Below are 24,021 nucleotides of genomic sequence, written 5' to 3' on the forward strand. Positions count from 1 at the left end.
TCAGGCGACGCGGATCAGGCTGAGAGGGAAGCGCTCGCCTGCCAGGTAGTCATCGATGCAGAGCATGACCAGATGGCTGCGCCAGCGATCCTTCTCGGTCAGGAGTTCTTCGCGGGTCAGCCAGCGCGGGCCGATGATGCCGTCGTCCAGCTGCTGCTCCGGGTGGTGACGCAGCGGCTTGGCGGCGAAGCAGACGCGCTGGTAGGTCACGCCGTTGCTGGGGGCGGTGTAGAGATAGATGCCGGTGACTGCGGTCAGCTCGATCTCCCAGCCGGTTTCCTCGAAGGTTTCGCGCAGTGCGGCTTCAAGGAGAGTCTCGTTGGCTTCCAAGTGGCCGGCGGGCTGGTTGAACACGGCGCGGCCATCGGCTTCTTCCTCCACCAGAAGGAAACGGCCCTGGTCCTCGACAATGGTCGCGACGGTGATGTGGGGTTGCCAGGTCATCGGCAAGGCTCCGGAAAAAGGGGGCGACATCATAAAGCGCCGGTGGCGGAAAAAAGAAACCCCGGGCAATGCCCGGGGTTTCCTGTGTCGCTCTGTGGCTTAAGCCAGCAGGCCGTCGATCGCAGCGTTGAAGGTGGCGCTGGGGCGCATCACCTGGCTGGTCAGCTCCGGGTTCGAACGGTAGTAACCGCCGATGTCCACGGCCTTGCCCTGGGCGCCGTTCAGTTCAGCGACGATGGCCGCTTCCTTCTCGGTCAGGGTCTTGGCCAGCGGAGCGAAGTGCGCCTTCAGTTCGGCGTCGTCGTTCTGCGCGGCCAGGGCCTGGGCCCAGTACAGTGCCAGGTAGAAGTGGCTGCCACGGTTGTCCAGGTCGCCCACTTTGCGCGCCGGGGACTTGTTGTTGTCCAGCAGCTTGCCGGTGGCTTCGTCGAGGGTCTTGCCCAGGACCTTGGCCTTGGCGTTGCCGGTCTTGATACCGGTTTCTTCCAGGGAAACGGCCAGGGCCAGGAACTCGCCGAGGGAATCCCAGCGCAGGTAGTTCTCTTCAACCAGCTGCTGTACGTGCTTGGGAGCCGAACCGCCGGCGCCGGTCTCGTACATGCCGCCGCCTGCCATCAGCGGAACGATGGACAGCATCTTGGCCGAGGTGCCCAGCTCCATGATCGGGAACAGGTCGGTCAGGTAGTCGCGCAGTACGTTGCCGGTCACCGAAATGGTGTCCTGGCCGCGCAGCTGGCGCTCCATGCTGGTACGGATGGCTTCGTTGTAGCCCTTGATGCTGATGTCCAGGCCGGTCAGGTCGTGGTCCTGCAGGTACAGTTCGACCTTCTTGCCCAGTTCGCGATCGTGGGCGCGCTCCGGGTCCAGCCAGAAGATGGCCGGGGTGTTGGACAGGCGGGCGCGGGTAACGGCCAGCTTGACCCAGTCACGAATCGGGGCGTCCTTGGTCTGGCAGGCGCGCCAGATGTCGCCGGCTTCCACTTCATGCTGCATCAGCACGGTGCCATCGGCGGCCACGACGCGCATGGTGCCGTCGGCGGTCATTTCGAAGGTCTTGTCGTGGGAGCCGTATTCCTCGGCCTTCTGAGCCATCAGGCCGACGTTCGGCACGGTGCCCATGGTGGTCGGGTCGAAGGCGCCGTTGGTTTTGCAGAAGTTGATCATCTCTTGGTAGATGCGAGCGTAGGTGCTCTCCGGCATCACCGCTTTGGTGTCTTTCTGCTTGCCGTCCTTGCCCCACATCTGGCCGGAGTTGCGGATCATTGCCGGCATGGAGGCGTCGACGATCACGTCGCTCGGGATGTGCAGGTTGGTGATGCCCTTCACGGAGTCGACCATCGCCATTTCCGGGCGGTGGCTGTACACCTCGTGGATGTCGTGATGGATCTCTTCCTGCTGGGAAGCCGGCAGTACCTTGATCTTGTCGTAGACGCTGCTGATGCCGTTGTTCGGGTTTACGCCCAGTTCCTTGAACAGGTCGCCGTACTTGTCGAACACGTCCTTGTAGTAAACGCTGACCGCGTGGCCGAAGACGATCGGGTGGGAGACCTTCATCATGGTCGCCTTGACGTGCAGGGACCACATGACGCCGGTTTCCTTGCAGTCCTGCAGGGTCTGCTCGAAGAAGGTGCGCAGCTTCTTGCAGCTCATGAACATGCTGTCGAGGACTTCGCCGTCCTGCAGGGAAAGCTGCTTCTTGACCTCGACCTTGCCGTCCTTGCCAACGAATTCGATGCGTACGTCACCGGCCTTGGCCATGGTGATGGACTGCTCGCTGGAGAAGAAGTCGCCGCCACGCATGTAGTCGGCGTGGGAGCGGGAGGCCATGCTCCACTTGCCCATGGAGTGCGGGTGCTTGCGGGCGTAGGCCTTGACGGCGGCGGGAGCGCGGCGGTCGGAGTTGCCTTCGCGCAGTACCGGGTTCACGGCGCTGCCCAGGACCTTCGCATAGCGGGCGCGGACGTCTTTCTCTTCGTCGGTCTGCGGGTCTTCCGGGAAGTTCGGCACGGCGTAACCCAGGGCCTGCAGCTCGGCGATGGCGCCCTTGAGCTGGGGCACGGAGGCACTGATGTTCGGGAGTTTTACGATGTTGGCGTCAGGCGAGGTGGCCAGTACAGCCAGGTAGGCCAGATCGTCTTCGATGCGCTTGTCAGCTGCAAGCTTGTCAGCGAAGGAGGCCAGGATGCGTCCTGCAAGAGAGATGTCGCGGGTTTCGACGTCGATGCCGGCTGAAGCGGAGAAGGCTTTGACGATGGGGAGGAGGGAGTAGGTGGCGAGCGCGGGGGCTTCGTCGGTGAAGGTGTAAGTAATCTTCGGACGGTTGGACATTAACGTTTAACTCTCTTCTTTTCTGGGCGCGCACAGAGTCTCGAAGCGCATTGGTAGACGCATTCGCTCAATGTCGAATTGAGCTATGTCGAGAATTGCCGCGGGGGTAATGGAGCGCCAGTAGAGCGTTGTGCAGTCGATCCATGGTGGTGGCACGGCTGCGACGAGGACAGTGAGTCTGGTCCCAGACTGCTCGCCCCCGATGACTATCAAGTCACGGCGCGCAGTATACCACTCCTTTGGGTGGGCTGACTCAGACGTGCGATTTCGACTAAGGAAGATATGGTCGATGACCGGACAACTGGAGTAGGCTCACGAGCTGCAAGAGCGTTCTCAACCACAACACGGAGCTCAGCATGGGATACCAAAAGATCCAGGTGCCGGCAGTCGGTGACAAAATCACCGTCAATGCAGATATGTCCCTGAACGTACCGAACAACCCGATCATCCCGTTCATCGAGGGTGACGGCATCGGCGTCGACATCAGCCCTGTCATGATCAAGGTAGTGGATGCCGCCGTCGCCAAGGCGTACGGCAATGCCCGCAAGATTTCCTGGATGGAAGTCTATGCCGGTGAGAAGGCCACTCAGGTCTACGATCAGGACACCTGGCTGCCGAAAGAAACCCTCGAAGCCGTTCGCGACTACGTCGTTTCCATCAAGGGCCCGCTGACCACGCCGGTCGGTGGTGGCATTCGTTCGCTCAACGTGGCCCTGCGCCAGGAGCTCGATCTCTATGTCTGCCAGCGTCCGGTGCGCTGGTTCGAAGGCGTGCCCAGTCCGGTGAAAAAACCTGGCGACGTCGACATGGTGATATTCCGCGAGAACTCTGAAGACATTTACGCCGGCGTCGAGTGGAAGGCCGGCAGCCCCGAGGCCGAGAAGGTCATCAAGTTCCTCACCGAGGAAATGGGCGTCAAGAAGATCCGCTTCACCGAAAACTGCGGCATCGGCATCAAGCCGGTTTCCCAGGATGGCACCAAGCGCCTGGTGCGCAAGGCCCTGCAGTACGCCGTGGATAACGATCGCAGCTCCGTGACCATCGTCCACAAGGGCAACATCATGAAGTTCACCGAAGGTGCCTTCAAAGAGTGGGGCTACGAGGTCGCTCGCGACGAATTTGGCGCCGAGCTGCTGGATGGCGGGCCGTGGATGCAGTTCAAGAACCCGCACACCGGCAAGAATGTCGTGGTCAAGGACGTGATCGCCGACGCCATGCTGCAGCAGATCCTGCTGCGTCCGGCCGAGTACGACGTGATCGCCACCCTCAACCTGAACGGTGACTACCTGTCCGACGCCCTGGCGGCTGAGGTGGGTGGTATCGGCATCGCGCCCGGCGCCAACCTGTCCGACACCGTCGCCATGTTCGAAGCTACTCACGGTACCGCGCCGAAGTATGCTGGCCAGGACAAGGTGAACCCGGGTTCGGTCATCCTCTCCGCCGAGATGATGCTGCGCCACATGGGCTGGACCGAAGCTGCTGACCTGATCATCAAGGGCACCAACGGTGCTATCGCCGCGAAGACCGTGACCTACGACTTCGAGCGTCTGATGGATGGCGCCAAGCTGCTGTCGTGCTCCGGGTTCGGCGACGCCCTCATTGCTCATATGTGAGTCAGAAGGCGGACACGAAAAGGCCGGTCATCTGACCGGCCTTTTTTATGCCCATATATTGCGGGGCTCAAACTTCTACCGTGCTGCCCTGGGGTTGGCTGATTGAGGCAGGTGCTTCGGTGGTGGCCGTGACCGGGCGAATATTCACGGCGTGTAGCCCTTTCGGGCCCTGGATGATATCGAAGCTTACCGGCTGTCCAGCCTTTAGCGTCTTGTAGCCGTCCATCTGGATGGCCGAATAGTGGGCGAACAGGTCCTCATCTCGGCCTTCGGCGAGGATGAATCCATAGCCTTTGGCGTTGTTGAACCACTTGACCTTACCGCTAAGCATGCTGATATCCCTCTGCAAAGGACTCCATCACTGGAGTATCATCCACTTCGACTCCATGCCCTGAAGGCCGCCATGGCCGCGCGCATGGAACCCCTGATACCCGAAGACGGGTATCCACTGGTTGTAACACCGTTTTGCCGTTAGTCAAGGCGTTCCCCGTAACGCCTGAGAAACGGATCAAAGTCTTTCCAGTAGCCGTTTTCATTCATCCATGACCTTTATTTCCAGCATGCATGCAAGCAGCCAGATTCGACTAACATTCAATCAGGACAGTCCGCAGCATCATGAGGACGACTCCACGGGCCTGGCGGTGCAGGAAGCGAAACCGGCCCTGCAGGCGCCACCTATGTATAAGGTGGTGATGTTTAACGATGACTACACCCCTATGGATTTTGTGGTCGAGGTGCTCGAGACGTTCTTCGGTATGAACCGGGAACTCGCCACCAAGATCATGCTGACCGTGCATACGGAGGGTCGGGCGGTTTGTGGCGTGTTCACTCGCGACATCGCCGAAACCAAGGCCATGCAGGTCAATCAATATGCGAGAGAGAGCCAGCATCCGCTGCTCTGTGAGATCGAGAAGGACGGTTAACGCCGCCGCTTGGGTATGAGGTGAAGCCATGTTGAACCGCGAGCTCGAAGTCACCCTCAATCTTGCCTTCAAGGAGGCCCGCGCCAAGCGCCACGAATTCATGACGGTCGAGCACTTGTTGCTCGCACTGCTGGATAACGAAGCCGCTGCCACCGTATTGCGTGCATGCGGCGCGAACATGGACAAACTGCGGCACGACCTGCAGGAGTTCATCGATTCCACCACCCCGCTGATTCCGCAGCACGACGAAGACCGTGAAACCCAGCCCACGCTCGGATTCCAGCGCGTTCTGCAGCGCGCGGTATTCCACGTGCAGAGTTCCGGGAAGCGTGAAGTCACTGGCGCCAACGTATTGGTCGCCATCTTCAGCGAGCAGGAGAGCCAGGCCGTATTCCTGCTGAAGCAGCAGAGCGTGGCTCGTATCGACGTCGTCAACTACATCGCCCATGGCATCTCCAAGGTGCCGGGCCATGGCGAGCAGCACGAACACGACCAGGAGATGCAGGACGAGGAGGGCGGCGAAGCCTCCGCGTCCGGCCATCCGCTGGATGCCTATGCCAGCAACCTCAACGAGCTGGCACGCATGGGGCGGATTGATCCGCTGGTTGGTCGTGAGCTCGAAGTAGAGCGCGTTGCCCAGATTCTGGCGCGTCGCCGCAAGAACAATCCGCTGCTGGTCGGTGAGGCCGGTGTCGGCAAGACTGCGATCGCCGAAGGCCTGGCCAAGCGCATCGTCGACAATCAGGTGCCTGACCTGCTGGCCGACAGCGTGGTCTATTCCCTGGATCTCGGTGCACTGTTGGCGGGAACCAAGTATCGCGGTGACTTCGAGAAGCGCTTCAAGGCGCTGCTCAATGAGCTGCGCAAACGCCCGCACGCCATCCTCTTCATCGATGAAATCCACACCATCATTGGTGCGGGAGCAGCGTCGGGCGGGGTGATGGATGCGTCGAACCTCCTCAAACCGCTGCTTTCTTCCGGCGAGATCCGTTGCATCGGCTCCACTACCTTCCAGGAGTTCCGCGGCATTTTCGAGAAGGATCGGGCGCTGGCGCGGCGCTTCCAGAAAGTCGACGTGACAGAGCCGTCGGTCGAGGACACCGTGGGTATCCTCAAGGGGCTCAAGGCGCGCTTCGAGCAGCATCACCACATCGAGTACAGCGATGAGGCGCTGCGTGCCGCGGCTGAACTGGCGGCGCGCTACATCAACGACCGGCACATGCCCGACAAGGCAATCGATGTGATTGACGAAGCCGGCGCCTACCAGCGTCTGCAGCCGGAAGAGAAGCGCGCCAAGCGTATCGAAGTGGCGCAGGTCGAAGACATTGTGGCCAAGATCGCGCGGATTCCTCCAAAACACGTCACCAGCTCCGACAAGGAACTGCTGCGTAACCTGGAGCGCGACCTGAAGCTGACGGTGTTCGGCCAGGACGCCGCCATCGATTCCCTGTCGACCGCCATCAAGCTTTCCCGTGCGGGCCTCAAGTCTCCGGACAAGCCGGTAGGTTCCTTCCTGTTCGCCGGCCCCACCGGTGTGGGCAAGACCGAAGTGGCGCGCCAGTTGGCGAAGGCGATGGGTATCGAGTTGCTTCGCTTCGATATGTCCGAGTACATGGAGCGCCACACCGTTTCGCGTCTGATCGGTGCACCTCCGGGGTATGTCGGTTTCGACCAGGGCGGCCTGCTGACCGAGGCCATCACCAAGATGCCGCACTGCGTGTTGCTGCTGGATGAGATCGAAAAGGCTCACCCGGAAGTCTTCAACCTGCTGCTGCAGGTGATGGACCACGGCACTCTGACCGACAACAACGGTCGCAAGGCGGACTTCCGTAACGTGATCCTGATCATGACCACCAACGCCGGCGCCGAAACTGCTGCGCGGGCTTCCATTGGTTTCACCCTGCAGGATCACTCCTCGGATGCCATGGAAGTCATTCGCAAGAGCTTCACGCCGGAATTCCGCAACCGCCTGGATACCATCATCCAGTTCGGCCGCCTGAGCCACGAAGTCATCAAAAACGTCGTGGACAAGTTCCTCACGGAGCTGCAGGCCCAGTTGGAAGACAAGCGCGTGCAGTTGGTTGTCAGTGATGAGGCGCGCGGTTGGCTGGCTGAGCGTGGCTACGATGCGCAAATGGGGGCTCGGCCCATGGCGCGCCTGATCCAGGACAAGATCAAGCGCCCGCTGGCGGAGGAAATCCTGTTTGGCGAACTGGCCGAGCACGGCGGAGTGGTGCACGTCGACGTCAAGGACGAGGAGCTCAGCTTCGAGTTCGAAACCACTGCAGAGATGGCCTGACGGCCATCCACAAAAAAGCCCGGCAGATGCCGGGCTTTTTTATGACCATTCGATCAACGGGCGCGGTAGGTGATGCGGCCCTTGCTCAGATCGTACGGCGTCAGCTCGACGCGAACTTTATCGCCGGTGAGGATGCGGATGTAATTCTTGCGCATCTTGCCGGAAATGTGCGCGGTGACGACGTGCCCATTTTCCAACTCCACACGGAACATGGTGTTGGGCAGGGTGTCGATGACAGTGCCTTCCATTTCGAAGCTGTCTTCTTTCGACATGCAGTAAAGCCCTCGGTATTCAATGATGGGCCCTGCCGCAGAGGCGGCGGGCAAAAACGGCGTGCATTGTGCCCGAAAACAGCACCGCTCGCCAAGGGCTTCAGCTAAGCGTCACCCAGCGCTGATTGACGAACAGCTCGATAGGCCGGTACTGGGTCTTGTAGTTCATCTTCCTGCAGTTCTTGATCCAGTAGCCGAGATAGACGGCCTGCAGGCCGAGGCGAGCGGTTTCGCCGATCTGCCAGAGGATGGCATAGCGGCCAAGGCTGCGACGCTCCTCGTCGGGGTCGTAGAAGGTGTAGACCGCTGAAAGCCCATTGGGCAGGACGTCCGTGACGGCCACCGCCTTCAATGTGCCGTTGAGGCGGAATTCGTAGAAGCGGGAAAAGGGCAGGTCGCGCACCAGGAAGGTGGAGAACTGGTCGCGGCTGGGCGGATACATGTCGCCGTCGGCGTGGCGCTGCTCGATGTATCGGACGTAGAGCGCGTAGTACTCCTCGGTAAATGCCGGGCGTACGGCGATCACGGTGAGGTCCGCGTTGCGCTTGAGGATGCGCTTCTGCTGGCGATTGGGGATGAACTGATCGGCCGGAATGCGCGCCGGTACGCAGGCATTGCAACGCTGGCAGTGGGGGCGGTAGAGGTGGTCGCCGCTGCGGCGGAAACCCATTTCCGAGAGTTCGGCATAGACGTCCACGTCCATGGGCTGGCTGGGGTCGAGGAACAGAGTGGTGGCCTGCTCCTCGGGCAAGTAGCTGCATGGATGCGGTTGAGTGGCGTAAAACTTGAGACGAGCCAGCTCGGTCATGATCAACCCCCGGGGGAACCCTTCAGCAAGTGTATGTCAGGCTGCGGGGCTCGCCTAGGCGATCCAGTCAGCGACGTTCGGCTGGTCGAGGTAGAGCTGCAGGTGGCGGGCGAACTTCTCGCGGCTGATGGTGCGGGCGCCAAAACTCTGCAGGTGCTGGGTGGGCATCTGGCAATCGATGAGTACGAATCCCCACTTGTGCAGGTGCTGCACGAGGGTGGCAAAGCCGACCTTAGAGGCGTTGTCGACCCTGCTGAACATGGATTCACCGAAGAACAGCTTGCCCATGGCGAGGCCATACAGGCCGCCGACGAGCTTGTCGTCTTGCCAGACTTCCACGGAATGCGCCACGCCCCGGTGGTGTAGTTCGACATAGGCGGACTGCATGGACGAGGTGATCCAGGTGCCGTCGGCGTAGCTGCGCGGCTCGGCGCAGCCTTCGATGACCGCGGGGAATGCCTGATCGAAGGTCACCCGGAAGCGATTCTGGCGCATCAGCTTGGAAAGGCTGCGGGAGATATGGATCTCCTGCGGTGGCAACACGGTCCGTGGATCGGGAGACCACCATAGGATGGGTTGGCCTTCCTGGTACCAGGGGAAGCAGCCGTGGCGATAAGCCTGGATCAGTCGCTCAGGCGACAGGTCGCCGCCGGCCGCGAGCAGGCCGTTGGGTTCGCGCATGGCGCGCCCGAGTGGCGGGAAGTCGAGAGCGTCGCGTTGCAGCCAGGTGAGCATGGAGGAGGGGAGGGCGGACCCGAAGGTCCGCCGTGCCTGTCAGTTGTCGTCGAGGAACTTTTCGGCGTCCAGCGCGGCCATGCAGCCCGAGCCGGCGGAGGTGATCGCCTGGCGGTACACGTGGTCCGCGACGTCGCCGGCAGCGAATACACCGGGGATGCTGGTGGCGGTGGCGTTGCCTTCCAGGCCGCCCTGGACGATCAGATAGCCATCACGCATTTCCAACTGGCCCTTGAACAGGTCGGTATTCGGCTTGTGGCCGATGGCGATGAAGACGCCGGCCAGAGGCAGCTCCTTGGTGCTGCCGTCGGCGGTGCTCTTCAGGCGCACGCCGGTTACGCCGGTGTTGTCGCCCAGAACTTCATCCAGGGTGTGGTTCCAGTGCAGGCGGACGTTGCCATTGGCGGCTTTCTCGAACAGCTTGTCCTGGAGGATCTTCTCGGAACGCAGCTTGTCGCGGCGGTGGATGAGGTGCACTTCCTTGGCGATGTTGGCCAGGTAGAGTGCTTCCTCAACCGCAGTGTTGCCGCCGCCGACCACGCAGACCACCTGGTTGCGATAGAAGAAACCGTCGCAAGTGGCGCAGGCGGAGACGCCCTTGCCGGCGAAGGCTTCCTCGGACGGCAGACCGAGATACTGGGCGGAGGCGCCAGTGGCGAGGATCAGTGCGTCGCAGCTGTAGGTGCCGCTGTCACCCTTGAGGATGAACGGGCGCTTCTGCAACTCGGCGGTGTGAATGTGGTCGTAAACAATCTCGGTGTCGAAGCGCTCGGCGTGCTTCTGCATGCGCTCCATCAGGGCCGGACCGGTCAGGCCTTCGACATCACCGGGCCAGTTGTCCACTTCGGTGGTGGTGGTCAGTTGGCCGCCAGGCTGGATGCCGGTGATGACCACCGGCTTGAGGTTGGCGCGAGCGGCATATACGGCCGCGGTGTAACCCGCTGGGCCGGAGCCCAGGACGATCAATCGGGAATGCTTGACTTCGCTCATAAAAAGGCTCCATAAGTCTTTGTCACGAAAGAGAATGCATGCTCCAATTGAGCATTGCGCAAATCGTTGGCGGCTATGCTACACCGAAGCGCGAGACGTCGCCAAAACGCCGGAGCGACAATCCGTTCCCACATGGCGTCGCGCGGGCAAATCCGTACAATGGGCCACGTTCCGAATGGGTTGGAGCCCGTGATGGCACACTGCCTGGCGGACTTTCACCCTCGACCGACTCTTGAACGCGCCACGGGCGCAGGAAAAGACGCGTTTTGAAGAATTCCACGACCAGAGCCCAGATCCCTGTCTGGCGCCAGCAATTGCATTATCGCCTCAAGGAAGGTGCGTTGATCGCGCTGGGCGCAGTCTGCCTCTACCTGTGGATGGCGCTGCTCACCTACGATTCCTCGGATCCGGGCTGGACGCACACCAGCAACGTCGAGCAGGTGCAGAATGCGGCTGGCCGGCTCGGTGCCTGGTTCGCCGATATCCTGTTCATGGCACTGGGCTACTTCGCCTATGTCTTCCCGCTGCTGCTGGCCATCAAGACGCTGCAAGTCTTCCGGCACCGCCATGAGCCTATCGACTGGAGCGGCTGGCTCTTCTCCTGGCGCCTGATCGGCCTGGTCTTCCTGGTGCTGTCCGGCGCCGCGCTGGCTGATATCCACTTCCAGGACCACGCGGGCCTGCCGGCTTCCGCTGGCGGCGCCCTCGGCGAAAGCCTCAGTCATCTGTCGGTCAATGCCCTCAATGTGCAAGGCAGCACGCTGCTGTTCTTCGCCCTGTTCCTGTTCGGTCTGACCGTGTTCACCGACCTGTCCTGGTTCAAGGTCATGGACCTGACCGGGAAGATCACCCTCGATCTCTTCGAACTCATCCAGAGCGCCGTCAACCGCTGGTGGAGCGCCCGCCTGGAGCGCAAGCAGCTAGTGGCCAAGTTGCGTGAAGTGGATGTGCGTGTGAATGAAGTGGCCGCGCCTGTGGTGCCTGATCGTCGCGAGCAGGCCAAGGTCAAGGAACGCCTCATCGAGCGCGAAGAAGCCCTGACCAAGCACATGAGCGAACGTGAGAAGCGCCCTGCGCCGGTCATAGCACCTCCGCCGCCGCCCAAGCCGGCTGAGCCGAGCAAGCGTGTACAAAAGGAAAAGCAGGCGCCGCTGTTCGTCGATACGGCGATCGAGGGCACTCTGCCGCCCATCTCCATCCTCGACGCGGCCGAAAAGAAGCAGAAGAGCTTCTCGCCGGAATCCCTGGAAGCAATGTCGCGTCTTCTGGAAATCAAGCTGAAGGAATTCGGCGTCGAAGTGATTGTGGAGTCGGTTCACCCCGGTCCGGTGATCACCCGTTTCGAGATTCAGCCGGCCGCCGGCGTGAAGGTGAGCCGCATCTCCAACCTGGCGAAGGACCTGGCGCGCTCCCTGGCGGTGATCAGCGTTCGCGTCGTAGAAGTAATTCCCGGCAAGACCACCGTCGGCATCGAGATTCCCAACGAAGACCGTCAGATCGTGCGCTTCTCCGAAGTACTGGAGTCGTCCGAATACGACGAAGCCAAGTCGCCGGTCACCCTGGCCCTTGGCCATGACATCGGCGGTAAACCGATCATCACTGACCTCGCCAAGATGCCTCACCTGCTGGTGGCCGGTACCACGGGTTCCGGTAAGTCGGTGGGTGTGAACGCCATGATCCTGTCGATCCTGTTCAAGTCCACGCCGGAGCAGGCGCGGATGATCATGATCGACCCGAAGATGCTGGAACTGTCCATCTACGAAGGCATCCCGCACCTGCTGTGTCCGGTGGTCACCGACATGAAGGAAGCGGCCAACGCCCTGCGCTGGAGCGTCGCCGAGATGGAGCGGCGCTACAAGCTGATGGCCGCCATGGGCGTGCGTAACCTCGCGGGCTTCAACCGCAAGGTGAAGGATGCCGAGGAAGCTGGCACGCCGCTGACCGACCCGCTCTATCGCCGCGAGAGCATGGAGGACGAGGCGCCGCTGCTGAAGACACTGCCAACCATCGTGGTCGTGGTCGACGAGTTCGCCGACATGATGATGATCGTCGGCAAGAAGGTCGAAGAGCTGATCGCTCGTATCGCCCAGAAGGCACGTGCCGCCGGTATCCACCTGATCCTCGCGACCCAGCGCCCCTCGGTGGACGTAATCACCGGCCTGATCAAGGCCAACATCCCGACTCGCATGGCGTTCCAGGTATCCAGCAAGATCGACTCGCGCACCATCCTCGACCAGGGCGGTGCGGAACAGTTGCTCGGTCACGGTGACATGCTCTACCTGCCGCCGGGCACGGGCTTGCCGATCCGCGTGCATGGCGCCTTCGTATCCGACGACGAAGTGCACCGCGTGGTGGAGGCCTGGAAGCTGCGTGGCGCACCGGACTATATCGAAGACATCCTCGCTGGTGCGGAAGAGGGCGGCGGTTCTTCCGGTGGCTTCGACGGCGGTGAAGGTGGTAGCGAGGGCAGCGAAGACGATCCGCTTTACGACGAGGCCGTGCGCTTCGTTACCGAAAGCCGCCGGGCTTCGATTTCCGCGGTACAGCGCAAGCTGAAGATTGGTTACAACCGCGCCGCGCGCATGATCGAGGCGATGGAAATGGCCGGGGTGGTGAGCCCCATGAACGGCAACGGGTCGCGCGAGGTCATCGCGCCGTCACCGGTGCGAGACTGATCCGAAACGGATTTTTGACGAGGATTTCCATGCGACTGATCCGCATGCTCATGGTGGCCGTACTTGGTCTGGCCGCCCTGAACGCCCAGGCTGATGACAACGTGGCCATCAACCGCCTGACTGAAATGCTGAACAAGGCCCAGACCATCACGGGTCGCTTCTCCCAACTGACGCTGGACGGCTCCGGTACCCAGCTGCAGGAAACTTCCGGCGAGTTGTCGCTCAAGCGTCCAGGGCTCTTCCGTTGGCACACCGATGCGCCAATGGAGCAATTGCTGGTGTCCAATGGTGAAAAGGTTTGGCTCTATGACCCGGACCTGCAACAGGTGACCATCCAGACCCTGGACCAGCGCCTGACTCACACTCCGGCGCTGCTGCTGTCCGGTGACGTCTCGAAGATCAGCGAGAATTTCGAGATCACCCACAAGGAAGGCGGCGACGTGGTGGACTTCATCCTCAAGCCCAAGGCCAAGGACACCCTGTTTGACACTCTGCGACTGTCGTTCCGCAATGGCGTGATCAATGACATGCAGCTGATCGACAGCGTTGGCCAGCGCACCAACATCCTCTTCCTTGGGATCAAGATGAACCAGGCAATCGACGCCGCGCAGTTCAACTTCCAGATTCCGGAAGGCGCCGACGTCATCCAGGAATAAGCTGTAACGCCCATGGACCTCTTCCGCTCCGAACCCATCGCCCAGCCGCTGGCGGCGCGCTTGCGAGCCGCTAGCCTGGACGAGTACGTCGGTCAGGAGCACCTGCTGGCGCCAGGCAAGCCGCTTCGCGAGGCCCTGGAGCAGGGCGCGCTGCACTCGATGATCTTCTGGGGGCCGCCGGGGGTGGGCAAGACCACCCTGGCCAAGCTGCTGGCACAGGTCACCGACGCTCATTTCGAAACCATCTCGGCTGTGCTGTCCGGGGTGAAGGAAATCCGCCAGTCGGTGGAAATGGCAAAGCAGCAGGCTGCCCAGTACGGTCGCCGCACCATCCTCTTCGTGGACGAGGTGCACCGCTTCAACAAGTCCCAGCAGGACGCCTTTCTGCCCTACGTGGAAGACGGCACCCTGATCTTCATCGGCGCCACCACCGAGAACCCCTCCTTCGAGCTCAACAACGCGCTGTTGTCCCGCGCTCGCGTCTACGTGCTGAAGAGCCTGGATGAGGTTGCGCTACGCAAGCTGGTGGCCCGCGCCCTGAACGAGGACAAGGGGCTAGGCAAGCGCCAGCTGAGCCTGCCGGACGAGAGCTTTTCCATTCTCATGGCAGCTGCCGACGGCGATGGCCGGCGTCTGCTCAATCTGCTGGAAAACGCGGCGGACCTCGCCGAAGACGGCGGTGAGATTGGCGCCGAATTGCTGCAAAACCTGCTGGGAGATAGCCGTCGCCGCTTCGACAAGGGTGGCGAGGCGTTCTACGACCAGATTTCCGCCCTGCACAAATCGGTGCGTGGCTCCGACCCGGATGCCGCGCTCTACTGGTACGCACGCATGCTCGACGGCGGTTGTGATCCGCTGTACATCGCGCGTCGGGTCGTGCGCATGGCCAGCGAAGACATCGGCAATGCCGACCCGCGCGCCCTGAGCCTTTGCCTGTCCGCCTGGGATGTCCAGGAGCGCCTCGGGAGCCCCGAAGGCGAACTGGCCGTCGCCCAGGCCATCACCTATTTGGCTTGCGCGCCGAAGAGCAACGCTGTCTACATGGCCTTCAAGGCTGCCATGCGCGACGCTGCCGAGAACGGTTCGCTGGAAGTGCCGCTGCACCTGCGTAATGCTCCGACCAAGCTGATGAAGCAACTGGGCTATGGCGAGGAGTATCGTTATGCCCATGACGAGCCGGATGCCTATGCGGCGGGGGAAGACTACTTCCCCGACCAGCTCGAGCCACGGCAGTACTACCAACCGGTACCGCGCGGCCTGGAGTTGAAGATCCGCGACAAGCTGCAGCACCTGAAGAACCTGGACCGCAGCAGTCCCTGGCAACGGAGAAAGTCGTGATCGGACTTGTTCTGGCGGTCTCTGCCGGCGGCGTGGCGGGTACGCTGCTTCGATTCGCTACTGGCAATCTGGTCGCTGCCTACTGGCCACGCTACTTCTACGCCGGTACCCTTGCGGTCAACATCGTCGGCTGCCTGCTGATCGGCTATTTATATGGCTTGTTCCTGCTGCGTCCCGAGGTGCCGGTGGAAATCCGCTCGGGCCTCATGGTGGGATTCCTGGGTGGCCTGACGACTTTTTCATCCTTTTCCCTCGACACGCTGCGCCTGCTGGAAAGCGGCCAGCTGCCACTGGCCATGGGCTATGCGGCGCTGAGCGTGTTGGGCGGCCTGTTCGCCACCTGGGCAGGCCTGATACTGACGAAAATCTGAGAGACGAGAACCTGACATGCTCGATGCCAAACTGGTCCGCACCCAGCCCCGGGAAATCGCGGAACGCCTTGCCACCCGTGGCTTTGAACTGGACGTAGCGCGCCTGGAAGCGCTGGAAAACCAGCGCAAGTCCGTGCAGACCCGCACCGAACAGCTGCAGGCCGAGCGCAATACCCGTTCCAAATCCATCGGCCAGGCCAAGCAGCGTGGTGAAGACATCGCGCCGCTGCTGGCTGATGTCGATCGCATGGGCAGCGAGCTGGAAGAGGGCAAGCGCGAACTGGAAAGCATCCAGGCCGAGCTGGACAACCTGCTGCTGAACATTCCGAACCTGCCCCACGAATCCGTGCCGGTTGGTGCGGACGAAGAGGCCAACGTCGAAGTGCGTCGCTGGGGCGCTCCGCGTAGCTTCGACTTCGAGGTCAAGGACCACGTCGCCCTCGGCGAGCAGCACGGCTGGCTGGACTTCGAAACCGCCGCCAAGCTCTCCGGTGCCCGTTTCGCGTTGCTGCGCGGCCCCATTGCTCGCCTGCACCGCGCCCTGGCGCAGTTCATGATCAACCTGCACGTCACCGACCACGGCTATGAAGAGGCCTACACGCCTTACCTGGTCCAGGCTCCGGCCCTGCAGGGCACCGGTCAGCTGCCGAAGTTCGAGGAAGACCTGTTCAAGATCTCCCGCGAGAACGAGGCTGACTTCTACCTGATCCCGACTGCCGAGGTCTCTCTGACCAACATCGTCGCGGGCGAGATCGTCGACGCCAAGCAGCTGCCGATCAAGTTCGTCGCCCATACGCCGTGCTTCCGTAGCGAGGCTGGTGCTTCTGGCCGTGATACCCGCGGCATGATTCGCCAGCACCAGTTCGACAAGGTCGAGATGGTCCAGATCGTCGAGCCGTCCAAGTCTTTCGAAGCCCTGGAAGGCATGACCGCCAATGCCGAGCGCGTACTGCAGCTGCTCGAACTGCCGTACCGCGTACTCGCGCTCTGCACCGGCGACATGGGCTTCAGCGCCACCAAGACCTACGACCTGGAAGTCTGGGTGCCGAGCCAGGACAAGTACCGCGAGATTTCCTCCTGCTCCAACTGCGGTGATTTCCAGGCCCGTCGCATGCAAGCGCGCTACCGCAACCCGGAAACCGGCAAGCCGGAGCTGGTGCACACCCTGAACGGCTCCGGTCTGGCTGTCGGCCGCACTCTGGTTGCGGTGCTGGAAAACTACCAGCAGGCCGACGGCAGCATCCGCGTGCCTGAAGTGCTCAAGCCCTACATGGGCGGCATTGAAGTCATCGGCTGATTGCTTTTCCCCTGTTATGGCAGGGGTTGCGCAACGTCCTACCGCCCGCGTCGTAGCCAGGCTGCACGCGGGCGGTGACCATTCAAGCTCCACCACCCGTTATTGCTAGAAGGCGCTGCTATGGATTTCCTCCCGCTGTTCCACAATCTTCAAGGGCGCCAGGTGCTCGTGGTAGGTGGGGGCGAAGTAGCCCTGCGCAAGGCGCGTTTGTTGGCGGATGCCGGCGCGCGGCTGCGAGTGGTTGCGCCACAGATCGATGCTCAACTGCTGGAAATGGTGGAGCAGGGCGGTGGCGAGTCCCTGCTGCGTGGCTACCAGGAGGCGGATCTGGATGCCTGCGTACTGGTCATTGCCGCCAGTGACGATCAGCCGCTGAACGCCAAGATTTCAGCCCAGGCCCAGGCGCGCGGTATTCCGGTCAATGTCGTGGACGCGCCGAAGCTGTGCAGCGTGATCTTCCCTGCCATCGTCGATCGTTCGCCCTTGATCGTGGCCGTCTCCAGTGCCGGCGATGCGCCGGTGCTGGCTCGGCTGATTCGCGCGAAGATCGAAACCTGGATTCCCGCTGCGTATGGCCAGTTGGCTGGCCTGGCGAAGAAATTCCGTGACCAGGTAAAGACCCTCTTCCCGGATGTACAGCAGCGTCGGGTGTTCTGGGAGGAGGTGTTCCAGGGGCCGGTGGCCGAGCGCATGCTGGCTGGGCAGGGCGTTGAGGCCGAGCGCCTCCTGGCCGAGCGGGTCGCCGGTGGCGCCCCCAAAGCTCTGGGCGAGGTCTATCTGGTGGGTGCCGGGCCGGGTGATCCTGACCTGCTGACCTTCCGCGCCCTGCGCCTGATGCAGCAGGCCGATGTAGTGCTCTACGACCGTTTGGTGGCAGAGCCAATCATCGAACTCTGCCGTCGTGACGCCGAGCGCATCTACGTGGGCAAGCGCCGGGCCGATCATGCCGTGCCGCAGGATGAGATCAACCGCCTGTTGATCGAACAGGCCAAGCTGGGCAAGCGCGTGCTGCGCCTGAAAGGCGGGGACCCCTTCATCTTCGGCCGCGGTGGCGAGGAGATCGAAGAGTTGGCGGCCAACGACATTCCCTTCCAGGTCGTGCCCGGTATCACTGCCGCTTCGGGTTGCTCCACCTATGCCGGTATTCCGTTGACCCATCGCGACTATGCGCAATCGGTGCGCTTCGTCACTGGCCACCTGAAGGACGGAAGCTGTGATCTGCCCTGGCGTGATCTCGTTGCGCCGGGGCAGACCTTGGTGTTCTACATGGGCCTGGTCGGCTTACCGGTAATCTGCGAGCAGTTGATCAAACATGGCCGCGCTGCTGAAACGCCGGCGGCACTGATACAACAGGGCACCACCAGTCACCAGCGAGTGTTCACCGGCACCCTGGCCAACTTGCCGCAACTGGTGGCGGAGCACGAAGTCCACGCGCCCACCCTGGTAATCGTGGGTGAAGTCGTGACCCTGCGTGACAAGTTGGCCTGGTTCGAAGGCGATCAGGCCGGAGCCTGATCCTTCTCCGCGACTGGCAGGGCCTTCAGATGCTCGCGGCCATGGGGGCGAGTGAAGTTCTGCACTGGCCCCAGCGGCACCACGCCTGTGGGATTGATAGTGCGATGGCTGGCGTAGTAGTGGTGCTTGATGTGGGTGAAGTTCACCGTCTCCGCCACGCCCGGCCACTGGTACAGCTCACGAAGCCAGCCTGAAAGATTGGGGTAGTCCTCCAGGCGCCGCAGGTTGCACTTGAAGTGCCCGTGGTACACCGCATCGAAGCGGATCAGAGTGGTGAAGAGGCGCCAGTCCGCCTCGGTGATCTGTTCGCCGGTCAGGTAGCGACGCGTTTCCAGCAGGGCATCCAACTGATCCAGTTCGTCGAAGAGGGCGTGGAAGGCTTCCTCGTAAGCGTCCTGGGAGGTGGCAAAGCCGGCGCGATACACGCCATTGTTGATCGCCGGGTAGATGCGCTCGTTGAGTGCATCGATCTCGGCTCGCAGCAATTCCGGGTAGAAGTCGAGACGATTGCCAGTGAGGTGATCGAAGGCGCTGTTGAACATCCGGATGATCTCGGACGACTCGTTGCTGACGATGCTTCCGGTCTGCTTGTCCCACAGCAAGGGCACGGTAACCCGACCGCTGTAGTCGGCGGTGTCCTGCGTATAGCGCTGGTGCAGGTAGGCCAGTCCTCCCAACTGATCGCCGGTGGATCCGAATTGCGGGTCGAAGGTCCAGCCCTGTTCCCGCATCAGCCAGCTCACCACTGACACGTCGATTAGCGATTCCAGGCCTTTAAGCTTGCGGAAGATCAGCGTGCGGTGTGCCCAGGGGCACGCCAGGGATACATAAAGGTGATAGCGGCCGGCTTCGGCGGGGAAGCCGCCTATGCCCGAAGGACCTGGTGAGCCATCAGCAGTGATCCAGTTGCGTCGCCGCGCGCTTTCACGCTGGAAGCGGCCATCCTTGGCGGTGTCGTACCACTTGTCTTGCCATTTTCCATCGATCAACAGGCCCATGGTCGGTCTCCGAAATTGAGTTCGGATTAGAGTCTATCGATAGCCGTTCGATGGAAAAGCGTAAATTAGTGGTCCTGACTATCGATCAGTTCGATGGCTTGCGTGCTTCCCAGATGCGATCCGCTTCCGCAAAGGCCTGCTCACGTTCCGTGCCGAGCCCGCGCAAGGCCAGGGCCAGGGTGGCTCGAATCGCCAGTCGGCCATATTCGTCTTCGCATTCACCGCGCCAGACGCGGACGAGCTGGGTGGCATCCAGGCTTTCCGGCTTCACATGTCGCAATGGGGAAAGCGCGGGCCACTCTTCATCCCAGGCTGCGCCATCGGTCGTACCGTAGAGATGGCAGATGGCGTCCGGGTTGGCTTCGATCTCGCCACCTTCGCCTTTGATGACGATGGCGTGATCACCGAGGAGCCTGCTGGCTTCGCGGTGTTCCGCCTGGTATCCGGGATGGAAGATGCTCTGCAGGCCACAGCGGGCGCCGAGCGGGTTGAGGATGCGCGCCAGGGAGTGGATGGGAGAGCGCAGGCCGAGGGTGTTGCGCAGGTCGATCATCCGCTGCAATTGCGGCGCCCAGGCTCCCAAGGGGATGAAGGCCAGTTGGCGCTCGTCGAGGGCAGTGGCGACCTGTTCCCAGTTCTGGCACAGGGGGATATCCAGCAGCTCCAGCAACTGCTCGCTGTAGAGACGCCCGGCGGTATGGGCGCCGCCGCCGTGCAGCAGGATGCGTATGCCGCTGTCGGCCAGAGCTTTGGCGGCCAACAGGTACCAGGGCAGGTGGCGCTTCTTGCCGGCGTAGCTTGGCCAGTCCAGATCGACGGTGATCGCCGGCGCCTGGTTGCGTTGCCGGAATGCTTCGGTGAACCCGGCCAGCTCCTCGGCGTTCTCCTCCTTGTGGCGCAGCAGCATGAGGAAGGCACCAAGCTGGGTGTCTTCCACTTCGCCGTCAAGAAGCATGCCCATGGCTTCGCGCGCTTCCTCACGGGTCATGTTTCGGGCGCCGCGCTTGCCCTTGCCGAGTATCCGTACGAACTGGGCGAAGGGATGTTCAGGTGGGGTGACGAGATTCATAGGCAATTGGTCGGCTTCGGCAGTCCGGCGAGCTTGGCAGCAAGCTTGGCCGGTGCGCCCTTGAACAGGCGGTTCAGGTGCAGGCTGTTGCCCTTGTCAGGGCCGAGCTTCTGCGCCACGTATTTGACCAGCGGGCGGTTGGCCGGGGAGAGCTGGAATTCGGCATAGAAGCCCCGCAACAGCTCAAGGATCTCCCAGTGCTCCGGCTGCAACTCCAGTTCTTCGCGTACGGCCAGGGCATTGGCCACCGACGGGCTCCAGTCGGCCAGCTCCTGGAGGTAGCCATCCTTGTCCAGCGGGATGCTGCGGCCGTCGATCAGAAGTTCGCTCATATCCAGCTGTTCACCTTGTCGTAGCGACAGCACAGCTCGACGAACGCGGGATAGTCCGCTGCGTTCAGGCGTGAGGGCAGGTCAGTCAGGGCTCGGGCCTCGAGGTCTTCAGCAAGCGCGTGCAATGCAATCGATTCGGGCATCAGCTCCAGGGCCTGACGGGCCACGCTGCCTGGTTGCAGGGCGTAGACCGCTTCACCGCTGAGTAGCAGGCCATCATTGGGTCCCAGCAATCGGATGCAGCTGCCGAGGCGGCTGTCAGAGAACGGGGAGTGGGAAAGGATATGCAGCGTGGCCATCAGAGAGTGAGCACCTGGTCGTAACGGTCGATAAGGGCAGTCAGGGCGCTGTCGTCGAGAACTTCCACCGCGAGTTTCAGGGTGGCGCCTTCCAGTCCACGCTCCTGCAGGCTGCGTTTAGAGACGTAGAGCGACTCCACGCCAAACAGCGGCAGGGCCTGGAGGTTGGCGGTCAGGTCCTTTTGCTCAAGCGTAGTGGGCTGTTGATTGGCGACGAGCTGGAACACGCCGTCATCCAGAAACAGCAAACCAAGGGGCAGATCGAAGGCGCCGCCGGCGAGGGCAATATCCAGCGCCTCGCGGGCCCCAGGACCGCTCCACGGACCTTGGCGGCTGATGATCAGCATGGACTTCATCTTAATTGCCTCCAAAGCTGACCAATCTGTCGGCCATCTGTGCCGCCTCGTGCAGCTGGCCCAGGCCGGAAAGCTCCCAGCCCTCGGCCAGGTTGGCAGCCGGGCGCCCGTAGCGTCGTGCCTCTTCCTGGTTCAGCACGCCCCGGCGCAACGCCGCGGCAATGCAGACGACGCCGTCCAGCTTGTGCTTGCGTACGAAATCACTCCATGCGGCGGAGAGGTTCGGCTCGTCCTGGGGGGCGACGACATTGACGGAGGCGCTGTGTACGCCGTCCTGATAGAAGAACAGGCGGACGATTTCATGGCCGCCGGCCAGGCACGCTTCCGCAAAGCGCAGGGCGCGACGGGAGGAAGGCGCGTGGGGCGGGGCGAACAAGGCAATGGCGAATTTCATGGTCGCTCGGGCGAATGGGAAACTGCTGGAATGATACGGCTAGGCGCATTCTTTTGCCCGTCCGGACAGAAAAAAGCCCGCCGAAGCGGGCTAGTCCGAGGAGCGGTTGGCGATCAATCGTCGCTGCTGAATACGCCAACCAGTTGCAGCAAGCTGATGAACAGGTTGTAGATGGATACGTACAGGCTGATGGTGGCCATGATGTAGTTGCGCTCGCCACCATGGATGATGGCGCTGGTCTGGAACAGGATGCAGACCGACGAGAACACCACGAAGCCGGCGCTGATCGCCAACTGCAGACCGCTGATGTTGAAGAAGAGGCTGACCAGCGTGGCACCGATCAGCACGAAGAAGCCTGCAGTGATGAAACCGCCGAGAAAGCTCATGTCCTTGCGGGTGGTCAGCACGTAAGCGGACAGGCCGAAGAACACCAGGGCGGTCATGGCGAAGGCCGAGCTCACCACCTCGCCGCCGTTTGGCATGCCGAGGTACATGTTGAGGATCGGGCCCAGGGTGTAGCCCATGAAACCGGTCAGGGCGAAGGTGGATACCAGGCCCCAGGCGGAGTCGCGCAGCTTCACGGTCAGGAAGAACAGGCCGTAGAAACCGATCAGTACGACGAAGATGCTGGGGTAGGGCACGCGCATCTGTTGCGCGACGTAGGCGACCAGACCGCTGAACGCCAGCGTCAGGGCCAGCAGCCCGTAGGTATTGCGAAGGACGCGGCTGACTTCCAGCTGCTCCGCCTGCGCGGGGTTGAGGGCATAGTTCTGTTCGTTCATCGCGACACTCCCGAAAATGGTTTCCGTGACCTTGGTCAGTTCTGGATATTAACAGAGGCTCTGAAGCCGCCAATTGCAAGAGTTTGACAGCGTGTTGCGTTCCGGTAGTATGGCGCCCCGCGCAAGCGGAGGTGTGGCCGAGTGGTTTAAGGCAGCGGTCTTGAAAACCGCCGAAGGGGAGACTCTTCCGTGAGTTCGAATCTCACCGCCTCCGCCATCTAACTCATTGATTTCAAAGGAAAAATATTCCTGAAAACGCCAAATGGGAGCGTTTTGGGAACACTTTGGGAACAATAGACCACTGGGGGCCTTCTCGACAGAGAGGCCCCCAGTGTCGTTTCAGAGGTCCAGCGCGCGGTTCAGCATGCCCACGATGTCGGGGCCGTCCTTGCTGATGAATTTGGCGTAGTGCTTGAAGACCATGGCTGTGGAACTGTGCCCCAGCTGGTCGGCGATCCACTCTGGTGAGGCCACGCTGCTGCTGAGGATCTGGCTGGCGAAGGTGTGTCGGCACTGATTCGGGCCGCGATAGCGCACACCGGCCTTCTTCAGGTGACTCTTCCACCAGCCGTTACGCAGGTTGTCCGAGGTCGAATAGGGCTGGCCGGTACCGCCGTTGTGGAAGACAAACCGCACCTTCGGTCGCCGGATTGTCCGGTTATCTCGCTCCGTCACCTCGATCTCTACCGGTTTCAGGTTACCTGTCAGTTTTACCTGCGCCTGAAGTGCTCTGAGCGCTGGGGCGAGGAGGCGCACCTCTCGCGTTGAGCGGCGCGTCTTGGTGACCTTGTACTTGCTCCGCACCCTGGCCCGCCGGAAAAGGACGGTGCCGGCGACCAGGTCCACGTCCTCCCAGGCCAGCGAGATCGCCTCCGAAACCCTCGGCCCCGTCCAGATCATGAACTGTGCAAGGTTCAGCTCCTGGGCGCGATCTGACTCCGTGCTAAGGATCAGATCGATCTCCTCCCTGGTGAAAGGATCGGGGTCGTCCGAGTCCGGCAGCGATACCACGATGCCGTCTGTTGGGTCGTGCGCTGATCTGTTCCTGGTGCGATAGAGACGGAAGACCTGCCGCACGATGCTCAGAATCTCGCGCACGGTCTTGTTATGCAGCTTTGGCATCAGCGTGCCCTGGATCCATACCTGCAGGTCCAGGTGGTCGATCTGGTCGGCGTGGACGTGGCCCCAGCGTGGCCGAACGTGGTGCTCGATCCGGCTCTCGTGACTGCGGATGCCCGAGGCAGCCATCTGGTTGCGCTTGATGCCCAGCCAGAGGTCGATGTAGTGGCCAAAGGTGTTGGTCTGGATCCTGGTCGAATCCGGGAAGTGCCGGGCATAGCTGAACGTTCCGGCCTCGATCTCGTACTGAATGACGCCGACTATGCGCTCGGCGTTGGCAATGTTTGCTGGTGTGGCGGCGCCGGGAATTGGCTCCCGGCAAAGCTCGCCCTCGTATCGGAAGTAGATGCGGATACTGTTGCCGCGAACCTCGACGCCCGCTGACATAACACTCTCAATCCTCTGCTG

24 protein-coding genes and 1 tRNA gene are annotated in these 24,021 nt (G+C 61.8%); 10 read left to right on the top strand and 15 right to left on the bottom strand.

Going from position 1 to position 24,021, the window contains the following annotated elements:
* Nucleotides 1–444 (bottom strand): NUDIX hydrolase, encoded by a 444-nt coding sequence (locus tag E8F06_RS06445; RefSeq protein ID WP_280365360.1) that lies wholly within the window; start codon nt 442–444, stop codon nt 1–3.
* A 99-nt stretch (nt 445–543) separates the two neighbouring features.
* Nucleotides 544–2,772 carry an NADP-dependent isocitrate dehydrogenase gene (locus tag E8F06_RS06450; RefSeq protein ID WP_280365363.1) on the bottom strand — a complete coding sequence of 743 codons (2,229 nt, stop codon included), beginning with the start codon at nt 2,770–2,772 and terminating at the stop codon, nt 544–546.
* Between the two features lie 356 nt (nt 2,773–3,128).
* Between E8F06_RS06450 and icd the strand changes: the two genes are divergently transcribed.
* Nucleotides 3,129–4,385, top strand: coding sequence for an NADP-dependent isocitrate dehydrogenase (gene icd / locus E8F06_RS06455; protein ID WP_280365365.1), 1,257 nt, complete (start codon nt 3,129–3,131; stop codon nt 4,383–4,385).
* Between the two features lie 67 nt (nt 4,386–4,452).
* Here the strand turns inward: icd and cspD are convergent, their stop codons facing one another.
* Nucleotides 4,453–4,716 (bottom strand): cold shock domain-containing protein CspD, encoded by a 264-nt coding sequence (cspD, locus tag E8F06_RS06460; protein WP_280328677.1) that lies wholly within the window; start codon nt 4,714–4,716, stop codon nt 4,453–4,455.
* A gap of 229 nt (nt 4,717–4,945) precedes the next feature.
* Between cspD and clpS the strand changes: the two genes are divergently transcribed.
* Nucleotides 4,946–5,308, top strand: a complete 363-nt coding sequence (gene clpS / locus E8F06_RS06465) for an ATP-dependent Clp protease adapter ClpS (protein WP_120655211.1) — start codon at nt 4,946–4,948, stop codon at nt 5,306–5,308.
* A 28-nt stretch (nt 5,309–5,336) separates the two neighbouring features.
* Nucleotides 5,337–7,607 (top strand): ATP-dependent Clp protease ATP-binding subunit ClpA, encoded by a 2,271-nt coding sequence (gene clpA / locus E8F06_RS06470; protein WP_280365368.1) that lies wholly within the window; start codon nt 5,337–5,339, stop codon nt 7,605–7,607.
* A gap of 53 nt (nt 7,608–7,660) precedes the next feature.
* On the opposite strand, the gene infA is transcribed toward clpA, so the two are convergent.
* The 4 genes from infA to trxB form a co-directional block, all read right to left on the bottom strand.
* Nucleotides 7,661–7,879 carry a translation initiation factor IF-1 gene (gene infA, locus E8F06_RS06475; RefSeq protein ID WP_016492441.1) on the bottom strand — a complete coding sequence of 73 codons (219 nt, stop codon included), beginning with the start codon at nt 7,877–7,879 and terminating at the stop codon, nt 7,661–7,663.
* Between the two features lie 100 nt (nt 7,880–7,979).
* Nucleotides 7,980–8,687, bottom strand: a complete 708-nt coding sequence (locus E8F06_RS06480; RefSeq protein WP_280365370.1) for an arginyltransferase — start codon at nt 8,685–8,687, stop codon at nt 7,980–7,982.
* Between the two features lie 54 nt (nt 8,688–8,741).
* Complete coding sequence (gene aat / locus E8F06_RS06485; protein WP_280365372.1) at nt 8,742–9,422, bottom strand: leucyl/phenylalanyl-tRNA--protein transferase; 681 nt, start codon at nt 9,420–9,422, stop codon at nt 8,742–8,744.
* A 39-nt stretch (nt 9,423–9,461) separates the two neighbouring features.
* A complete protein-coding gene (gene trxB, locus E8F06_RS06490; protein WP_280365374.1) occupies nt 9,462–10,412 on the bottom strand; it encodes a thioredoxin-disulfide reductase in 951 nt (316 codons plus the stop codon).
* Nucleotides 10,413–10,678: 266 nt separating this feature from the next.
* Between trxB and ftsK the strand changes: the two genes are divergently transcribed.
* From ftsK to cysG, 6 genes are all read left to right on the top strand, one after another.
* Nucleotides 10,679–13,087: a DNA translocase FtsK gene (gene ftsK / locus E8F06_RS06495; protein WP_280365375.1), complete on the top strand. Its 2,409-nt coding sequence runs from the start codon at nt 10,679–10,681 to the stop codon at nt 13,085–13,087.
* 29 nt (nt 13,088–13,116) lie between these two features.
* Entirely contained in the window at nt 13,117–13,743 is a 627-nt protein-coding gene (lolA, locus tag E8F06_RS06500) for an outer membrane lipoprotein chaperone LolA (RefSeq protein ID WP_280365377.1), read from the top strand.
* A gap of 12 nt (nt 13,744–13,755) precedes the next feature.
* Entirely contained in the window at nt 13,756–15,081 is a 1,326-nt protein-coding gene (locus tag E8F06_RS06505; protein ID WP_280365379.1) for a replication-associated recombination protein A, read from the top strand.
* Complete coding sequence (crcB, locus tag E8F06_RS06510; RefSeq protein ID WP_280365381.1) at nt 15,078–15,452, top strand: fluoride efflux transporter CrcB; 375 nt, start codon at nt 15,078–15,080, stop codon at nt 15,450–15,452. Before E8F06_RS06505 ends, crcB begins: the two co-directional genes overlap by 4 nt.
* Before the next feature lie 16 nt (nt 15,453–15,468).
* Nucleotides 15,469–16,749, top strand: coding sequence for a serine--tRNA ligase (gene serS / locus E8F06_RS06515; RefSeq protein ID WP_280365383.1), 1,281 nt, complete (start codon nt 15,469–15,471; stop codon nt 16,747–16,749).
* A 120-nt stretch (nt 16,750–16,869) separates the two neighbouring features.
* Nucleotides 16,870–18,264 carry a siroheme synthase CysG gene (gene cysG / locus E8F06_RS06520; RefSeq protein ID WP_280365385.1) on the top strand — a complete coding sequence of 465 codons (1,395 nt, stop codon included), beginning with the start codon at nt 16,870–16,872 and terminating at the stop codon, nt 18,262–18,264.
* Here the strand turns inward: cysG and E8F06_RS06525 are convergent.
* From E8F06_RS06525 to E8F06_RS06555, 7 genes are all read right to left on the bottom strand, one after another.
* Complete coding sequence (locus tag E8F06_RS06525) at nt 18,249–19,262, bottom strand: glutathione S-transferase family protein (RefSeq protein WP_280365386.1); 1,014 nt, start codon at nt 19,260–19,262, stop codon at nt 18,249–18,251. The two genes, cysG and E8F06_RS06525, sit on opposite strands and share 16 nt — an antisense overlap.
* 85 nt (nt 19,263–19,347) lie before the next feature.
* A complete protein-coding gene (locus tag E8F06_RS06530) occupies nt 19,348–20,331 on the bottom strand; it encodes a glycosyl transferase family protein (RefSeq protein WP_280365389.1) in 984 nt (327 codons plus the stop codon).
* Nucleotides 20,328–20,663: a TusE/DsrC/DsvC family sulfur relay protein gene (locus tag E8F06_RS06535; protein WP_280365392.1), complete on the bottom strand. Its 336-nt coding sequence runs from the start codon at nt 20,661–20,663 to the stop codon at nt 20,328–20,330. The genes E8F06_RS06530 and E8F06_RS06535 overlap by 4 nt, the downstream gene beginning before the upstream one ends.
* Nucleotides 20,660–20,962, bottom strand: coding sequence for a sulfurtransferase complex subunit TusB (gene tusB / locus E8F06_RS06540; RefSeq protein ID WP_280365395.1), 303 nt, complete (start codon nt 20,960–20,962; stop codon nt 20,660–20,662). The genes E8F06_RS06535 and tusB overlap by 4 nt, the downstream gene beginning before the upstream one ends.
* Nucleotides 20,962–21,318, bottom strand: a complete 357-nt coding sequence (gene tusC / locus E8F06_RS06545) for a sulfurtransferase complex subunit TusC (protein ID WP_280365397.1) — start codon at nt 21,316–21,318, stop codon at nt 20,962–20,964. Before tusC ends, tusB begins: the two co-directional genes overlap by 1 nt.
* A gap of 1 nt (nt 21,319) precedes the next feature.
* Nucleotides 21,320–21,712 carry a sulfurtransferase complex subunit TusD gene (tusD, locus tag E8F06_RS06550; RefSeq protein ID WP_280365400.1) on the bottom strand — a complete coding sequence of 131 codons (393 nt, stop codon included), beginning with the start codon at nt 21,710–21,712 and terminating at the stop codon, nt 21,320–21,322.
* 113 nt (nt 21,713–21,825) lie between these two features.
* Nucleotides 21,826–22,494 (bottom strand): Bax inhibitor-1/YccA family protein, encoded by a 669-nt coding sequence (locus tag E8F06_RS06555; protein WP_280365403.1) that lies wholly within the window; start codon nt 22,492–22,494, stop codon nt 21,826–21,828.
* Nucleotides 22,495–22,621: 127 nt separating this feature from the next.
* Here E8F06_RS06555 and E8F06_RS06560 point away from each other — a divergent pair.
* A tRNA-Ser gene (locus E8F06_RS06560) sits at nt 22,622–22,711 on the top strand.
* Nucleotides 22,712–22,833: 122 nt separating this feature from the next.
* Here E8F06_RS06560 and E8F06_RS06565 read toward each other — a convergent pair.
* Complete coding sequence (locus E8F06_RS06565; RefSeq protein WP_280365406.1) at nt 22,834–24,000, bottom strand: DUF3596 domain-containing protein; 1,167 nt, start codon at nt 23,998–24,000, stop codon at nt 22,834–22,836.
* Nucleotides 24,001–24,021: the final 21 nt, after the last annotated feature.

The sequence above is a fragment of the Pseudomonas sp. BN411 genome (genome assembly GCF_029871235.1).
In the GTDB taxonomy this organism is placed as follows: Bacteria; Pseudomonadota; Gammaproteobacteria; order Pseudomonadales; family Pseudomonadaceae; genus Metapseudomonas.

Excerpts from the sequence above, each read along its gene's own strand:
- E8F06_RS06445 (WP_280365360.1), bottom strand. The coding sequence starts at position 444 with ATGACCTGGCAACCCCACATCACCGTCGCGACCATTGTCGAGGACCAG.
- E8F06_RS06450 (WP_280365363.1), bottom strand. The coding sequence starts at position 2,772 with ATGTCCAACCGTCCGAAGATTACTTACACCTTCACCGACGAAGCCCCC.
- icd (WP_280365365.1), top strand. The coding sequence starts at position 3,129 with ATGGGATACCAAAAGATCCAGGTGCCGGCAGTCGGTGACAAAATCACC.
- cspD (WP_280328677.1), bottom strand. The coding sequence starts at position 4,716 with ATGCTTAGCGGTAAGGTCAAGTGGTTCAACAACGCCAAAGGCTATGGA.
- clpS (WP_120655211.1), top strand. The coding sequence starts at position 4,946 with ATGCATGCAAGCAGCCAGATTCGACTAACATTCAATCAGGACAGTCCG.
- clpA (WP_280365368.1), top strand. The coding sequence starts at position 5,337 with ATGTTGAACCGCGAGCTCGAAGTCACCCTCAATCTTGCCTTCAAGGAG.
- infA (WP_016492441.1), bottom strand. The coding sequence starts at position 7,879 with ATGTCGAAAGAAGACAGCTTCGAAATGGAAGGCACTGTCATCGACACC.
- E8F06_RS06480 (WP_280365370.1), bottom strand. The coding sequence starts at position 8,687 with ATGACCGAGCTGGCTCGTCTCAAGTTTTACGCCACTCAACCGCATCCA.
- aat (WP_280365372.1), bottom strand. The coding sequence starts at position 9,422 with ATGCTCACCTGGCTGCAACGCGACGCTCTCGACTTCCCGCCACTCGGG.
- trxB (WP_280365374.1), bottom strand. The coding sequence starts at position 10,412 with ATGAGCGAAGTCAAGCATTCCCGATTGATCGTCCTGGGCTCCGGCCCA.
- lolA (WP_280365377.1), top strand. The coding sequence starts at position 13,117 with ATGCGACTGATCCGCATGCTCATGGTGGCCGTACTTGGTCTGGCCGCC.
- E8F06_RS06505 (WP_280365379.1), top strand. The coding sequence starts at position 13,756 with ATGGACCTCTTCCGCTCCGAACCCATCGCCCAGCCGCTGGCGGCGCGC.
- serS (WP_280365383.1), top strand. The coding sequence starts at position 15,469 with ATGCTCGATGCCAAACTGGTCCGCACCCAGCCCCGGGAAATCGCGGAA.
- cysG (WP_280365385.1), top strand. The coding sequence starts at position 16,870 with ATGGATTTCCTCCCGCTGTTCCACAATCTTCAAGGGCGCCAGGTGCTC.
- E8F06_RS06525 (WP_280365386.1), bottom strand. The coding sequence starts at position 19,262 with ATGGGCCTGTTGATCGATGGAAAATGGCAAGACAAGTGGTACGACACC.
- E8F06_RS06530 (WP_280365389.1), bottom strand. The coding sequence starts at position 20,331 with ATGAATCTCGTCACCCCACCTGAACATCCCTTCGCCCAGTTCGTACGG.
- E8F06_RS06535 (WP_280365392.1), bottom strand. The coding sequence starts at position 20,663 with ATGAGCGAACTTCTGATCGACGGCCGCAGCATCCCGCTGGACAAGGAT.
- tusB (WP_280365395.1), bottom strand. The coding sequence starts at position 20,962 with ATGGCCACGCTGCATATCCTTTCCCACTCCCCGTTCTCTGACAGCCGC.
- tusC (WP_280365397.1), bottom strand. The coding sequence starts at position 21,318 with ATGAAGTCCATGCTGATCATCAGCCGCCAAGGTCCGTGGAGCGGTCCT.
- tusD (WP_280365400.1), bottom strand. The coding sequence starts at position 21,712 with ATGAAATTCGCCATTGCCTTGTTCGCCCCGCCCCACGCGCCTTCCTCC.
- E8F06_RS06555 (WP_280365403.1), bottom strand. The coding sequence starts at position 22,494 with ATGAACGAACAGAACTATGCCCTCAACCCCGCGCAGGCGGAGCAGCTG.
- E8F06_RS06565 (WP_280365406.1), bottom strand. The coding sequence starts at position 24,000 with ATGTCAGCGGGCGTCGAGGTTCGCGGCAACAGTATCCGCATCTACTTC.